The sequence below is a fragment of the Klebsiella sp. 2680 genome, from assembly GCF_900198535.1.
In the GTDB taxonomy this organism is placed as follows: Bacteria; Pseudomonadota; Gammaproteobacteria; order Enterobacterales; family Enterobacteriaceae; genus Klebsiella; species Klebsiella indica.
In genome coordinates this window covers 1,085,217-1,099,551 of the sequence record NZ_FZNJ01000001.1, presented here as the reverse complement: position 1 = coordinate 1,099,551, position 14,335 = coordinate 1,085,217, and the positions used below count along the sequence as shown (strand labels likewise).

The window sequence follows — 14,335 nt, the reverse complement described above, 5'->3', positions numbered from 1 at the left end:
CCTTTCTTTATGGTAACCAAATGGTAACTACTACCAATATGGAAGCCATGTGTCTATAGTGTGCGCCCCTTTTATAGCCAGATCTGAGGTAAAGATGAAGATTCGTGGAATGATGGCGACCGCCGCCGACCAGCCGCTGCGGGTAGGGGAGATTTCCCTGCGCGATGTCCAGGATAACGATGTGCTGATCGATATTCTCTACTGCGGCGTATGCCACTCCGACCTGCATATGGCGCGCAACGAATGGGGCGTCAGCCAGTATCCGCTGGTGCCGGGTCACGAAATCGTTGGCCGGGTCCGGCAAAGCGGAAAAGCGGTAACGCGCTTTACGCCGGGTCAACTGGTCGGGGTTGGCGTAATGGTCGACTCCTGCGGTCATTGCGCGTTCTGCCAACAGCATGAAGAGCAGTATTGCGACGCGGGCTTTACGCCAACGTATAACGGTAAAGATCGCTATACGGGTGAGCTGACTCGCGGCGGCTACGCGCAGAATATCGTGGTTGACCAGCGCTTTGTGGTGCGCGTGCCGGAGAATCTCGATCTGCCTGGCGTCGCGCCGCTGCTGTGCGCGGGCGTTACCGTCTGGTCGCCGCTGCGCCACTTCGGTGTGAAGCCGGGGGACTGCGTCGGAGTAATTGGTCTTGGCGGGTTGGGGCATATGGCGGTTAAGTTGGCCAGCGCGCTGGGCGCGGAGGTGACGCTGTTTACGACCTCGCCGGAAAAAGGCGAAGACGCGCGGCGTCTGGGCGCGAGCAGGGTAGTGGTTTCCCGCGATAGCGAGCAGATGGCGGCCTGTGTTGCCAGCCTTGATATCATTCTTGACTGCGTCGCTGCGCCACATGACCTTGATCCGTATCTGGCGACCCTGAAAACCAACGGTCGTCTGGTGCTGGTGGGGATCCCCGATAGCCCGCATCCGTCGCCGGACGTGACGCCGCTGGTGTTCCGCCGTCTGAGCATCACCGGCACCTCAATCGGCAGCATTCAGGAAACTCAGGAGATGCTTGATTTCTGCGGCCAGCACAACATTACCGCCGACGTGGAGATGATTCGCGGCGAGGACGTCGAAGCGGCGTTCAGCCGGATGTTGAAGGGAGAGGTGAAATACCGCTTTGTGATTGATATGGCCGCGACGGCCCTGTAACCACTTATGCGCCCGGTTTCTGCGGGCGCATTTTGTGTCCTCTCCACCACATAATTTCCCGCTTTTTTACCTGTCTGCAGCCGGTAATATTGACGTCATGAAAATTCACGGTGACTTCACTGTGAAAAACAGTAATTTGATATGTGTTTTTGATATAACTATTATTAATGTGTGCTTTTTATGAAATATTGTTCCGTTGGTCCGGCGATGTTAGTATCGGATGAATAGCCATTTAGATGGCTAAATATAACATCGCTAAACTGAGGAACTGCTATGTGGCAAGAAAGAGTCGCGCAACTGGTCACCACCTGTCATTGGATCGGAGCGAAAGGCTGGGCACCGGCCACCGGCGGCAATATGTCGGCGCGTCAGGATGAGACCTGGTGCTGGCTCAGCGAGTCCGGGCGCGATAAAGGCAGCCTGACGTCGGCAGATTTCCTTCAGGTCGAGATCGCCAGCAATAAAGCCCCTTCCGGGCGAAAACCCTCCGCTGAAACGGGCCTGCATACACTGGTCTACCGTTTGTTCCCGGAAGCTAATTTTGTGTTGCACGTTCATACCGTCAATGCGACCGTACTGTCGCGCATTGAAAAAAGCGCCACCCTGTCGCTACAGGGCTACGAAATGCAGAAAACCCTGACCGGTCAGCACAGTCATCTTGATACCGTACCGGTGGCGATTTTCGATAACGATCAGGATATCGACGCGCTGGCGGCGCGCATTGAAGACTATGCGCAAACCAACCCGTTGCGTTACGGCTTTCTGCTGCGCGGTCATGGTCTGACCTGCTGGGGAAAAGATATCAACGAGGCCCGTCGTCAACTGGAAGGACTGGAATTCCTGTTCGAGTGTGAGCTGATGCGCCGCAGATACGCGGGTGAATAAGCCGGTATTGTTCTCCACCGGCGGAGTGATTCCGTCGGTGGAATCCCGGCGTTACGCCAGACGCGGGTAGGCGTTAGCGATGTCGTCGCCGGTAAACCGGGCGATCCAGCCTTCCGGGTTATCGAAGATGCGAATGGCGGTGAAGTTAGGCTCTGAACCCATATCAAACCAGTGCGGCGTGTGGGCGGGAACGGAAATTAAATCGTTCTTTTCGCACAGTACCTGGAAAACTTCATCGCCAATATGCAGGCAGAAGAGACCGGCTCCCTCAACGAAGAAACGCACTTCGTCTTCTCCATGGGTATGTTCATTCAGGAATTTTTCCCGTAGCGCCGCTTTCTGCGGGTTATCCGCCCGCAGGCTGATCACGTCCCAGCTTTGATAGCCTTTCTCGGCAACGAGTTTATCAATGGCGTGTTGGTAGGCGGCAATCACCGTTTCCGGGGTTGGCGCCGGGCCTAAATCGCGGTCAGCCTGCCAGCGCTCGAAACGTACGCCTTTGGCGTTGAGCTGCTGCTGGATCTCGGCGGCGTCGCTGCTGTGCCAGCGGTGGTTTTGCGGGTCTGTAACAGAAAAAATAGTTAATGCGCTCATGCTGGGATCTGCTCCGGATGAATGTCGTCAAAATGCTGAACCTGTGGGTGGTGGCTGGCTGGATCGCGGTCGCCCCGTACCAGTTGCAGGGTATGGAAACCAGCCTCTTCTGCGGCATCCAGTTCCTGATGGATATCGGACAGGAACAGAATGGCGCCAGGAGGATGTCCCAGCTGTTCAGCAATATTACGGTAGGACTGCACGTCACGTTTGGCGCCTACCCGGGTATCGAAATAGCCGTTGAATAAATGAGTCATATCACCTTCAGCGCTGTAGCCAAATAACAATTTCTGCGCAGCAACGGAGCCTGATGAATATATATATAAATCAATGCCCTGTGATTTCCACTTTTCCAGTGCCGGGAGAACGTCAGGATAAATGTGTCCGGTGAAGTCGCCATTGACATAGCCTTCGCGCCAGATAATGCCCTGCAGCGCCTTCAGGGCAGTGGATTTGCGATCTTCATCCATAAAAGCAAACAGGGTAGCAATAAGCCGTTCTGTCGTGGCGGCAGGTTCGGCGATCTCTTCGCGCAGGTTATCGAGAATGGTCTTTACCGGCTCGACAAACTGCTGAGCGGTGACGAAAGGGGCCAGGCGTTCGCGGGCGTACGGAAACAGGATGTTGTGGACGAAGCGAATGTCGCTGGTGGTGCCTTCAATATCGGTCACGATAGCGCGGATCATGAGTTCTCCAGAGTGAGCGGTGTGTCGTGCTGACGATGGTGTTGTGATGATAGTTGTTTTTCAATCATTCATTAGTGAAATAACATTATCATTTAGACGTCTAAGCGTCTTGATTGCCAAATATTAACACCGTGTTATAGTGGCTTCAACAACAGCATCACAGACGGTACACAAAGAATGAGCAATAAACCACTGATTCCTGAGAGTAAACTCCCTTCGCTCGGCACGACTATTTTTACCCAAATGAGTGCCCTGGCGCAGCAGCACCAGGCGATTAACCTGTCGCAGGGGTTCCCCGATTTTGACGGTCCACGCTATTTGCAGGAGCGACTGGCTTACCATGTCGCACAGGGCGCGAACCAGTATGCGCCGATGACCGGTGTTGTCGCATTACGTGAAGCGATTGTCGATAAAACCGAAGAGCTATACGGCTATCGTCCCGATGCCAACAGCGATGTAACTGTGACCGCAGGAGCGACAGAAGCGCTGTATGCGGCGATCACCGCGCTGGTGCGTACCGGCGACGAAGTTGTCTGCTTCGACCCTAGTTATGATAGCTATGCCCCGGCGGTTGAACTGTCTGGCGGCGTGCTGAAGCGCATTGCTCTTCAGCCACCCCATTTTCGCGTGGACTGGCAGCAGTTCGCCGCGACGCTTAGCGACAAAACCCGGCTGGTGATCCTCAATACTCCGCATAACCCGTCCGCGACCGTGTGGCGGCGTGAAGATTTCGCCGCCCTGTGGCAGGCAATTGCCGACCGGGAAATTTATGTGATTAGCGATGAAGTCTACGAACATATCTGTTTTGCCGCTGACGGGCATGCCAGCGTGCTGGCTCATCCGCAGCTACGTGAGCGCGCGGTCGCGGTGTCTTCGTTCGGTAAAACTTTTCATATGACCGGCTGGAAGGTGGGTTATTGCGTGGCGCCTGCCGCCATTAGCGCCGAACTGCGTAAAGTCCACCAGTACCTGACTTTTTCGGTGAATACGCCAGCTCAACTGGCGATTGCCGATATGCTGCGTCGCGAACCGGATCACTATCGCCAGTTGCCGGCGTTTTACCGCGAGCGCCGGGATCTGTTTGTTGATGCGCTGCGCGACAGTCGTCTGAACGTTCTGGCCTGTGAAGGGACTTATTTTTTGCTGGCGGATTATAGTGCTATTTCGGATCTGGATGATGTGAGTTTTTGCCGCTGGTTGACTACCGAAATCGGCGTTGCGGCGATCCCGCTGTCGGTGTTCTGCGCTGGACCATTCCCACATAAGTTAATACGTCTGTGCTTCGCGAAGCAGCCAGCCACGCTGCTGGCTGCGGCGGAACGCCTGTGCCGCCTGTAGTGGGTCTGCACATCGCGCCTGAGCGCATTAGCGGTCGTCGGATTTTCTCCGAGGACCGCTGATTTGCTCGGGCGTAATGCTTCCAGGCGTTCAGACTTAATGCGTTGCCGCTTGTCTGTGTTTGCTGGCATTGCGAATGATCTGTGTATCAGTCATATTCTTTTCCCTGCCAGAAGAGAAGTTATTACGTGTTCGATGAATGACATTATGTTTGTTATAAGTAAATATGCTTTGTTTCGCAGTCATTGATAAACGTTGAAAAAATAGGTTCATTAAGCTTAATTCGGTTGTAGATCATATAAATAGTGAGGTCAGGGATACTGAACGTGCTCTTGATGATGTTAAATTTATTCTTAAAGTTTATTTGTTGTAAAATACAGGTTGGTACAAAACCAATGAGTTCGGTTTGTTGAATAACATTAAGGATGGCGATGTATGAATCGCTGCTAAAAGATACTGTTATATCAGAATGTATCCCCGTCGCCAGACGCTGAAAAAATTTACTTTCATTACCATTTGCCAGGTGATGCGTGAAGCCTTCCCGACATATGGCTGTTGTTGTGGTTAATGATGCCAGTCGGGGATGATTTTTGCTACACACGAGAGCCGTTTCCAGCGTCTGAATGGGCTTGCATACTATTGCGCGAGAAGAGACTGGCACGGGGCTAAATATCAGGTCGGCTTTTCGATGGGCTAACAGATTTTCCACGGATTCTTCGGATGTCAACAGATCGTGATGCTCCAGACACAGTTTTGATTCACGTAATAACATCTGAATCAGATTTGTTATTTTTTGCGTAATAAAAAGTTGCGGTGTATAAACAACCAGCCGTTTTTTTAACTGCAGCTGATGGGTGATATTGATGGTGTGTTCAATCTGGTTAAGATTTTTTTCCAGATGATGGTGCAGATTAATACCGACCGCTGTAGGAATAATGCCTTTGCCAGAGCGAACAAACAGCGGATCGTTGAGCTGAGTGCGTAAGCGCTGAAGCGACTGGCTGACTGCCGATGGCGTAATAAATAGCATTTCAGCTGCTTTACTGATACTTAAATGCTGATAAATGCATTCAAAAATCACCAGAAGATTAAGATCGAATTTTTTAAGTGCGTAGAGATTAGCCATTGTCAACATCCTGTTAAGCTGGCGAAAATAAAAGAGAAATATAATATCGCAGATTGCTGATAAAGTGCGTTCTTTTGGAATTGCCTGTTGGCGTTTCGCTTGCGCGGAATACCTGATTTGATGATATGGCTGATTTTTCCGGTCGGGTAAGACGTGAGCCGCTACACCACAAGAAAACGATACACTGTCTGATTCCGGATTGCCATTCATCTTAGACAGTTATATATCATAATCATGTATGACATGCATGGCCGGGGCAGGAAATTAAGTGGAATTCAAGGGCTGAAACAGGAACCTGTCCGGTGAAGAACCTTGAGTGAACAAACGGTAACATCCGGCAGATGACGCGAGGGTAGCCATTTTTACTTTTCACCCATCATTATTTGCAGCTTTTGTTTATCAGGTAGTCCGATAGCTTGCTGAAGCGCATTTTCATTATTCATGTAGTAAATAGCGGGAGTGACGTCAGCGCCGAGTTCATCCATTAATTGCTGATTGGATTTAAGTATTTTCATCTGTTCTGGCTGGATGGCGGTCGGGACGGATATTTGTGTTTTTCCGTTGGCGAGTTCGTAGTCATTCCAGTTTTTTGCCGGATCCTGACTGGCGAGTATGGCCGCGGCCATTGTCAGGCTTTCTGGTTTGATCACGCCGACCAATAAGGTACGTAACTGAACCTTGCCTGATTCTACCCACGGGCGCGCCTGTTGCCAGAACTGTTTGCAGTAGGGGCAAAAGGGATCGGCAAAGACATACAGGACGATGGGCGCCTCTTTTTTACCATCAAGTAGCCAGTCTGCTGCGCCCAGTTTTTTCCACATTTGCTGGCCTGCTGGCGTGTACAGCTCTTTTTGAAATAACTGTTCGCTAAGATTGTTTCCCTTCTCATCATACATATAGCCAGAAATCGCATGCTTGCCGTCGGGCGTCAGGTAGATAGCGACACCCATGTCCTGATATTTGCCTAACCAGCCTTTCATTCCGCCCGGCGCTTCGAAAGGTTTGATGATGGTTATGCCCTGCTGTTCTATGGCTTTTACCGGCGCGGGAAGATCCTCGGCATAGCCGAAAAATGGTATAAAACTCAGCAAAATCAGACGTTTTAGCATTGCTATTCCTTATATGGATTGATGAAAAAGTCAGTATAGCGGTGAAACCTATTACAATCATAGGCAAGACCTGCGACGGAGTGGATTGTCCTTTGATTCTGTGGGTGATGTAATCCTTAAGCTGTTACATTAAGGTGTAGAGCGCAACACGTAGCCAGTTAGCTGGCGCTGAACCTACCCGCGGGTGTTTCAGGTAACGGGGCCACCTGAAAGGGTGGCCTTTTTACGTTTCAGCGACTTATAACGCGAAAATGCGCGGAAGGCCGCTGCGGCGTTAACGGGTTCACAAGGTTGTCTTGTTCCGGTTGTTAGATAACGCTTATTGATTTGATAATGCAAACGCATTGGTCGGGTCAGTAAAAATTCGTTAACGTAGACCTCAACGAAAACACGGAGGAAGTATAGATGTCCTTAATTAATACCAAAATCAAACCTTTTAAAAACCAGGCGTTCAAAAACGGTGAATTTATTGAAGTTACCGAGAAAGATACTGAAGGCCGCTGGAGCGTCTTCTTCTTCTACCCGGCTGACTTCACCTTCGTTTGCCCGACTGAACTGGGTGATGTGGCAGACCATTACGAAGAGCTGCAGAAGCTGGGCGTAGACGTTTACTCCGTCTCTACCGATACTCACTTTACCCACAAAGCATGGCACAGCAGCTCCGAAACCATCGCTAAAATCAAATATGCGATGATCGGCGACCCGACTGGCGCCCTGACCCGTAACTTTGACAATATGCGTGAAGGTGAAGGCCTGGCTGACCGCGCAACTTTCGTTGTCGACCCGCAGGGTATTATCCAGGCAATCGAAGTTACCGCTGAAGGTATCGGCCGTGATGCCTCTGACCTGCTGCGTAAAATCAAAGCCGCGCAGTATGTCGCTTCCCACCCAGGCGAAGTATGCCCGGCAAAATGGAAAGAAGGTGACGCAACTCTGGCGCCGTCTCTGGACCTGGTCGGCAAAATCTAAAATTCGCGACGCTGTTCTCGCGACAGGTGTGTTGGCGACGCTTACTCACCCCGGTTGCTTACGGATGTAAGCTTCCGGGGATTCATAAGATTTCGCCTTCCTGTAACGAGAAATACCGGCGAATTAATCCTCAAGGCGGGTGCACCGCACCCGTTTTATTCCAGCATCATGATGCAAGCGCATCCAGGCAGCCTGAACGAGGCCGCTTGCATGATGAGGTTTTAAGCCCAGGAGATTACAAATGCTCGACACTACGATGAAAACTCAGCTCAAGGCTTATCTTGAGAAACTGACCAAACCCGTTGAGCTGATTGCCACGCTGGATGACAGCGCTAAATCGGCAGAAATCAGGGAACTGCTGGCTGAAATTGCTGAACTGTCAGATAAGGTCACGTTCAAAGAAGAGAATAGCCTGCCAGTACGCAAGCCTTCGTTTCTGATTACCAATCCTGGTTCACAACAGGGGCCACGCTTTGCCGGTTCTCCGCTGGGCCATGAATTCACCTCTTTAGTTCTGGCACTGTTGTGGACCGGTGGTCATCCATCAAAAGAAGCACAGACGCTGCTGGAACAGATCCGCGAAATTGATGGCGATTTCACGTTTGAAACCTATTATTCGCTCTCCTGCCATAATTGTCCGGATGTTGTTCAGGCGCTGAACCTGATGGCGATCCTTAATCCGCGTATTAAGCACACGGCGATTGACGGCGGGACTTTCCAGAATGAAATCACCGACCGTAACATCATGGGCGTACCGGCGGTATTTTTGAACGGTCAGGAATTTGGTCAGGGTCGTATGACGCTGTCTGAGATTGTCGCCAAAGTGGATACCGGTGCGGAAAAACGTGCGGCGGAAGAGCTGAATAAACGTGACGCTTACGATGTGCTGATTGTCGGTTCTGGCCCTTCTGGCGCCGCTGCGGCAGTTTACTCCGCGCGTAAAGGTATTCGTACCGGCCTGATGGGGGAGCGCTTTGGCGGCCAGGTGCTGGATACGGTCGATATTGAAAACTATATCTCAGTACCGAAAACCGAAGGTCAGAAGCTGGCCGGGGCGTTGAAAGCCCACGTCAGTGAATATGATGTGGATGTGATTGACGCCCAGAGCGCGTCAAAACTGATCCCGGCATCGGTGGAAGGCGGCCTGCATCACATTGAAACGGCTTCCGGGGCGGTACTGAAAGCGCGTAGCGTGATCATTGCGACTGGCGCAAAATGGCGCAACATGAACGTGCCGGGCGAAGATCAGTATCGCACAAAAGGCGTAACCTACTGCCCGCATTGTGACGGCCCGCTGTTTAAAGGCAAGCGTGTGGCGGTTATCGGCGGCGGTAACTCCGGCGTGGAAGCGGCGATCGATCTTGCCGGCGTGGTTGAACACGTTACTTTGCTTGAGTTTGCCCCGGAACTGAAGGCCGACCAGGTACTGCAGGATAAAGTGCGTAGCCTGAAGAACGTCGACATCATTGTTAACGCGCAAACCACGGAAGTGGTCGGCGATGGCAGTAAAGTCACAGGACTGCAGTACCGCGATCGTGTGAGCGGCGATGAACACCATGTCGCTCTGGCTGGGATCTTTGTTCAGATAGGGCTGCTGCCAAACACTAACTGGCTGGAAGGCACGATTGAGCGTAATCGTATGGGTGAAATCATCGTCGACGCCAAGTGTGAAACCAGCGTGAGGGGGGTGTTCGCGGCGGGAGACTGTACTACCGTACCGTACAAACAGATTATTATCGCCACGGGCGAAGGTGCAAAAGCCTCCCTGAGCGCGTTCGATTATCTGATTCGCACGAAAACGGCATAATTCAGAAGCAAGTCAGATCTCATCTGCGTCATAAAGAGGCTACCCGCGAGTAGCCTCTTTTTACTCAGGAGATTATCTCACCACCATGACTGGAATATGAGCATGGCGGATCACGCTGGAGGCATTGGAACCGAGCAGGTGAGTGCTGATTGACGGATTGCGTGAGCCAATTACCACAACATCTGCTTCAATTTCGTTTGCCAGTTCATTCACCATATCGCGTACGTTGCCAAAACGAACATGTATTTTGATACGCGAGGGATCAATACTGAAATGCCCGACCATTGTCTGAAGACGGCTCTCCGCTTCATGCTGTAAATGCTCTTCAAAACGGCGCAGATCAGCGGTGAAACGGCTCATTGTGAAGCTTGAGGAACCGGGGAGTACGTGAAGAAGATGGATAATTCCGTCCTGCTGGGCTAAAAATTCCGCATGGCGGACCGCTTTATCGCTTAGCTCCATCTCAAAAACATCAACGGGCATAATGATTGTTTTATACATATGCATTCCTCCTTGTACATCTGCTTCGATAGACTTCATTTTTGTCACGGCTTCTTCGCTGGCCACGAATTGACTGGCTCCATTCCTGAGCCTTACTGTTACGGAGCGTCAGGCGGCGTTTACCTCTGTTGCTGACCCGGTAGTCGTATGGCCTGCGTAAACGCGGAACCCCTCTCCGTTGCCGCATCAATGTATTCCGAATGATTTATATATATCAGCATATTATAAGAAAATATTGTGCCATTCAGGTCGCAAAACTGTCAGAACGGGTTAAGGATGAGCTAAAACGTTGTCAAAAGAAGCAGATAGCCTGATACAGGCAGAAAGAGGATGTGAATACATCCTCTGATAAAGCGTAAAACGCCTCAGGCTGCAGAGTGATTAACGATGGAGATCGCCCGCGGCTTCCGGTTGGTATAGCAGCTCAAGGACTTCAAGGTGCGTTGAGGTGCCGCCCGGTAATTCCCAGTGAATGACGCTCCCGACTTTGAGACCCAGCAGGGCTGCGCCGACCGGCGCCATGACCGAAAGTTGAGTGCTGCTGTCCGTGACCTGAGCCGGGAAAACCAGTGTCCGAATACGTTCTTCACCGGTTGTTAAATCACGAAATCGCACCCGGCTGTTCATACTGACAACATCATGCGGCATGGCTTCCGGAGACAGCATTTGCGCGCGGTCGAGCTCGTCGTTCAGCGTATCCGCCACCGGTGAATTGGCGAAAGCAGGTTGTTCAAGCAACCTGTCGATGCGTTCTGCATCAAGTTCATTAATGATGATTGCGGGTCTGGTCATCGCATACTCCGTGTTATCCAGGAACCTGTCCGTAAAAGAAAACCCTCGCCGGAAAGGGCAAGGGTTAATCTTCTGCCATCATACTGAGACTTGTTAGCCGTTTGAAGTGATTAAACGCACATTCATCGATGATGACGCGTCAAATGACACCTCATTTGCTGCCTTTACGGGAATAACGCAGTGGAGATATCGTTAGCTCCCCGCTTTATCCAGTACAAATTGCTTACCGCAGTTGCCTGGATGTGGTTGAGGTAAGAATGAATCAACCGCCAGCGGGGTATTGATTGACGCGGCCTTGATGGAAATTTGCATCTCGGTCAGATAGGCGGGGTTACCATGGCAGGTTAATTTGAATGCCTTCACATTCTGTTTACCATAGGCCTGCGCCACCGCCGCATCAAAATCATCACGGCTAACGGTTTGCCCATAGTGCTTTGCGAGGAACGTCCCCACAGGGCTGTGTTTGACCTCGCCATTCAGGCGAACCATGGCAGCGAAATAGTCGTCGGGGTTAAAACCAAAGCAAACGCCGTGCTTGGCATATTCATAGCGTTCGAGACAGGAACTTCCCCCGGCGCCTGGCATCACATCGTTGAGCTTATTCGCCATTTCCAGCGACAGCCCGGTTTCTGCGGCCTGGCATTTTCTCCCGGCCTGCGCTTCAGGCATGTTGGGAATGGGGCGTGTCGCGCAACCAAAGCGCATCCATCGGCGTTGATCCACGCCGCGGGCGGCGATAGATTTAGGCAGCCCTGGCCACAGGCCGTGTACGGTCAAAAAATCCGCTTTATTGTCGCGCTCTTGTTGTAAACGACACTCTTCCGGTTCGTTACGTTTTCTGTCATGCATGCTTTGGCAGAATCCTGTTTGCCAGGAGAGCGCGAGCACGTAGCGGTCGAAATCGCCATATTGTGTTGCGACCAGCGGTTCCGCGCTGACCTGGCTTGCGCTCAGCAAGAGCGCAATGGCGATGAAATCCTTCCTGAACATTTTTATTCCTGATGACAAATGATCTTTAATAATATTGCGTAATTAAAGCATAAAAAGACGCCTGCAGGCACCTTTTCACGGGGGGAACGGCGTTAGTGGATTACGCTAACCGGGACCAGCACTTCAGTGGCAATGATAACGACTAACAGACCGACTAACACAGGAACGGAAGTCCGTTTAACGACCTCGAACGGTGAGATTTTTGCCATCCCTGCGACAGCGACCACAACGCCCGAAACCGGAGAAATGGTGCGACCAAGGTTAGAGGCCTGTAACATCGGGATAGAGAGGTACGCGGGGTTGATGCCGGAAGAGTGCGCCAGCTTCGGGATCATCTCCACAAAGGCGTAGAATGGCGCATTACCGGAACCGGTGGTCATCGCCGCCAGCATCGTCAGAATAACCAGTACCAGCATCAGAATAATACTGGCGGAGCCGAACGAGGTGGCGATAGAGATCAGGCTGCTGATAAAGCCAATTGTGCTCAGTCCTTGCGCAAAGACGCCAGCGGCGACCAACAGCATGACGACGCCGGCAAATGCGTCAGCCATGCCGCGATATGCCGTCTCCAGCCCGGTGAACACATTTTGGGTATTGAAACCGCGACAGAATTCCAGTATTGCCGTAATCAGCATGCAGAGAACGAGAATCGCGATAATATGCAGTTCCGGCCCCCATTTGCCGTCAAAAATGAGTACGCCAATGATTGGCGTAAACGGCAGGATGGCATAAAAAGCAGGGGCGGTAGTGGTGATTTCGTTCACATCGAGCATCTCGTGGGCGACATTTTCTTTTTTGTCCAGATAGCGTTGCCAGAAAAAGTGGGCGACGGCCATGCTGATAATAGCCACGATGGAGATAGGTAACGTGGTTTTAAAGGCAAAGTCAATCAGCGGCATTTCGGCTGCTTCGGCGGCCAGCACCACATCACCAGAGGTAGGGGAAAGAATGATCGCCGCGGGAGAGGCGCAAATCGCCGCGGCTGCGCCACGGCTGATACCCACGTTAACCATTATCGGGAACAGGGTTGCCATGAGCAGTACCCCGAGACCGGTTGCAGAAGAAACCGCCAGCGACATCAGGCAGGCAACGAAATAAGCAGCGATCATCAGCAGGTACGGGGAATTAATGTAGCGTAACGGTTTTGAGGCCAGTTTCACCACCATATCGTTGGCGCCGATATGGGTCATGTAAGTTGCGAAACCGCACAGCATCATAATCATCATGCCGAGGTCGCCGCCGCGGCTCATCAGCAGAATTTTCACGTATTCGACGATATCCGTCGCGGAGTAACCCGTACTCTTTGCACTGTCCGGAAGGATCTTATGCCCCATTAGCGCGCTGGCGATAAGCAATACTAAACCGCCGAGGAACAGTACCCCGGTGGCGGAATAGCCTTTAATGATATAGCGAGCGACGCCCACAATGACCACTATACCAATCAGGATCTCAACTAACGTAAGCATTCTTTTTACTCCTGACCAAAATAATCTGCTAATGAATGCAGATGAGGAAAAATTTAGTGAGCGAATGTGCCTAAAAAATGGACGAAGATTTCTGATTTAAATCAATGAATAGATTGATAATATCGATAAGAGATGCGGAAGAGATAGGCAGCAAAAATGCGCCAGGTGGCGACTTTCAGAGTTTTGTACCGGAGAAATCAAGAGCTTGCCGTGCTTCGTTAAGGTAATATTAAGATTATCTTTGCTATCTTGTTTCGCTTTAATCATGGTACTGGTAATAGAGAAGTGTTAATGCTACGTCGATTTACATGTTTTTTTCTTGGATGTCTCAGCCTGTTAGTGGCATCCACTTCTGCTAACGCATCGTTTAGTTCCACGCTTCGTGATGGTTATAACACGCTAAGTGATAATGTCGCTCAGACATGGAATGCGCCTGAGCACTACGATCTGTACATTCCGGCGATAACCTGGCATGCCCGCTTCGCCTATGACAAAGAAAAAACAGATAAGTATAACGAGCGCCCGTGGGGGGCTGGTTTCGGCGTTTCCCGCTGGGACGCGCAGGGGAACTGGCACGGTATTTATCTGATGGCCTTTAAAGACTCTTTTAACAAGTGGGAACCTATTGGCGGTTATGGCTGGGAGAAAACCTGGCGTCCTTTGGCTGATGATAATTTCCATCTTGGCCTGGGGTATACTCTTGGCGTGACCGCGCGTGATAACTGGAACTATATCCCGATTCCGGTAGTGCTGCCTCTGGCTTCTATTGGCTACGGTCCCGCAACGTTCCAGATGACCTATATACCAGGTACGTATAACAACGGTAACGTTTACTTTGCCTGGGCGCGTATCCAGTTTTAATTCGCGATGGTATAGCAATAAAAGAGATAAGCAGTCTGTCCTGTGGAAAAACAACAACTAAACGGAC

General features: G+C 51.3%; 14 protein-coding genes. 6 read left to right on the top strand and 8 right to left on the bottom strand.

The window, feature by feature from the left end; all coding sequences use genetic code 11:
* Window positions 1-94: 94 nt before the first annotated feature.
* Together FN037_RS05295 and FN037_RS05290 are read left to right on the top strand one after the other, a co-directional pair.
* Window positions 95-1,144 (top strand): NAD(P)-dependent alcohol dehydrogenase, encoded by a 1,050-nt coding sequence (locus FN037_RS05295; protein ID WP_138360727.1) that lies wholly within the window; start codon window positions 95-97, stop codon window positions 1,142-1,144.
* A gap of 273 nt (window positions 1,145-1,417) precedes the next feature.
* On the top strand, window positions 1,418-2,029 hold the full coding sequence (locus tag FN037_RS05290; RefSeq protein ID WP_142501682.1) for a methylthioribulose 1-phosphate dehydratase: 612 nt from the start codon (window positions 1,418-1,420) through the stop codon (window positions 2,027-2,029).
* Window positions 2,030-2,080: 51 nt separating this feature from the next.
* Here FN037_RS05290 and FN037_RS05285 read toward each other — a convergent pair whose 3' ends face one another.
* Complete coding sequence (locus FN037_RS05285; RefSeq protein ID WP_138360725.1) at window positions 2,081-2,623, bottom strand: acireductone dioxygenase; 543 nt, start codon at window positions 2,621-2,623, stop codon at window positions 2,081-2,083.
* Window positions 2,620-3,309 (bottom strand): acireductone synthase, encoded by a 690-nt coding sequence (mtnC, locus tag FN037_RS05280; RefSeq protein WP_138360724.1) that lies wholly within the window; start codon window positions 3,307-3,309, stop codon window positions 2,620-2,622. Before mtnC ends, FN037_RS05285 begins: the two co-directional genes overlap by 4 nt.
* A 192-nt stretch (window positions 3,310-3,501) precedes the next feature.
* Between mtnC and FN037_RS05275 the strand changes: the two genes are divergently transcribed.
* Entirely contained in the window at window positions 3,502-4,647 is a 1,146-nt protein-coding gene (locus FN037_RS05275) for a pyridoxal phosphate-dependent aminotransferase (protein ID WP_171034862.1), read from the top strand.
* Between the two features lie 214 nt (window positions 4,648-4,861).
* Here FN037_RS05275 and citR read toward each other — a convergent pair whose 3' ends face one another.
* Together citR and dsbG are read right to left on the bottom strand one after the other, a co-directional pair.
* The gene (gene citR, locus FN037_RS05270; protein WP_138360722.1) at window positions 4,862-5,773 is read right to left on the bottom strand and encodes a DNA-binding transcriptional repressor CitR; all 912 of its coding nucleotides are present in this window, start codon (window positions 5,771-5,773) and stop codon (window positions 4,862-4,864) included.
* A gap of 362 nt (window positions 5,774-6,135) precedes the next feature.
* Window positions 6,136-6,882 (bottom strand): thiol:disulfide interchange protein DsbG, encoded by a 747-nt coding sequence (gene dsbG / locus FN037_RS05265; RefSeq protein ID WP_142501681.1) that lies wholly within the window; start codon window positions 6,880-6,882, stop codon window positions 6,136-6,138.
* Between the two features lie 405 nt (window positions 6,883-7,287).
* Here dsbG and ahpC point away from each other — a divergent pair, with 405 nt between their 5' ends.
* Window positions 7,288-7,851, top strand: a complete 564-nt coding sequence (ahpC, locus tag FN037_RS05260; RefSeq protein WP_138360720.1) for an alkyl hydroperoxide reductase subunit C — start codon at window positions 7,288-7,290, stop codon at window positions 7,849-7,851.
* 241 nt (window positions 7,852-8,092) lie between these two features.
* Window positions 8,093-9,658, top strand: a complete 1,566-nt coding sequence (gene ahpF / locus FN037_RS05255) for an alkyl hydroperoxide reductase subunit F (RefSeq protein ID WP_142501680.1) — start codon at window positions 8,093-8,095, stop codon at window positions 9,656-9,658.
* Between the two features lie 72 nt (window positions 9,659-9,730).
* Here ahpF and uspG read toward each other — a convergent pair whose 3' ends face one another.
* The 4 genes from uspG to dcuC form a co-directional block, all read right to left on the bottom strand.
* Entirely contained in the window at window positions 9,731-10,159 is a 429-nt protein-coding gene (gene uspG / locus FN037_RS05250; RefSeq protein ID WP_138360743.1) for a universal stress protein UspG, read from the bottom strand.
* A gap of 381 nt (window positions 10,160-10,540) precedes the next feature.
* Window positions 10,541-10,951 (bottom strand): nucleoside diphosphate kinase regulator, encoded by a 411-nt coding sequence (rnk, locus tag FN037_RS05245; RefSeq protein ID WP_138360718.1) that lies wholly within the window; start codon window positions 10,949-10,951, stop codon window positions 10,541-10,543.
* A 192-nt stretch (window positions 10,952-11,143) separates the two neighbouring features.
* Window positions 11,144-11,941: a ribonuclease I gene (rna, locus tag FN037_RS05240; protein ID WP_138360717.1), complete on the bottom strand. Its 798-nt coding sequence runs from the start codon at window positions 11,939-11,941 to the stop codon at window positions 11,144-11,146.
* Between the two features lie 92 nt (window positions 11,942-12,033).
* Window positions 12,034-13,407, bottom strand: coding sequence for an anaerobic C4-dicarboxylate transporter DcuC (gene dcuC / locus FN037_RS05235; protein WP_142501679.1), 1,374 nt, complete (start codon window positions 13,405-13,407; stop codon window positions 12,034-12,036).
* A 285-nt stretch (window positions 13,408-13,692) separates the two neighbouring features.
* Between dcuC and pagP the strand changes: the two genes are divergently transcribed.
* A complete protein-coding gene (pagP, locus tag FN037_RS05230) occupies window positions 13,693-14,268 on the top strand; it encodes a lipid IV(A) palmitoyltransferase PagP (RefSeq protein WP_171034861.1) in 576 nt (191 codons plus the stop codon).
* Window positions 14,269-14,335 lie beyond the last annotated feature (67 nt).

Coding starts and splice junctions, on each gene's coding strand:
- FN037_RS05295 (WP_138360727.1), top strand. CDS start 95: ATGAAGATTCGTGGAATGATGGCGACCGCCGCCGACCAGCCGCTGCGG.
- FN037_RS05290 (WP_142501682.1), top strand. CDS start 1,418: ATGTGGCAAGAAAGAGTCGCGCAACTGGTCACCACCTGTCATTGGATC.
- FN037_RS05285 (WP_138360725.1), bottom strand. CDS start 2,623: ATGAGCGCATTAACTATTTTTTCTGTTACAGACCCGCAAAACCACCGC.
- mtnC (WP_138360724.1), bottom strand. CDS start 3,309: ATGATCCGCGCTATCGTGACCGATATTGAAGGCACCACCAGCGACATT.
- citR (WP_138360722.1), bottom strand. CDS start 5,773: ATGGCTAATCTCTACGCACTTAAAAAATTCGATCTTAATCTTCTGGTG.
- dsbG (WP_142501681.1), bottom strand. CDS start 6,882: ATGCTAAAACGTCTGATTTTGCTGAGTTTTATACCATTTTTCGGCTAT.
- ahpC (WP_138360720.1), top strand. CDS start 7,288: ATGTCCTTAATTAATACCAAAATCAAACCTTTTAAAAACCAGGCGTTC.
- ahpF (WP_142501680.1), top strand. CDS start 8,093: ATGCTCGACACTACGATGAAAACTCAGCTCAAGGCTTATCTTGAGAAA.
- uspG (WP_138360743.1), bottom strand. CDS start 10,159: ATGTATAAAACAATCATTATGCCCGTTGATGTTTTTGAGATGGAGCTA.
- rnk (WP_138360718.1), bottom strand. CDS start 10,951: ATGACCAGACCCGCAATCATCATTAATGAACTTGATGCAGAACGCATC.
- rna (WP_138360717.1), bottom strand. CDS start 11,941: ATGTTCAGGAAGGATTTCATCGCCATTGCGCTCTTGCTGAGCGCAAGC.
- dcuC (WP_142501679.1), bottom strand. CDS start 13,407: ATGCTTACGTTAGTTGAGATCCTGATTGGTATAGTGGTCATTGTGGGC.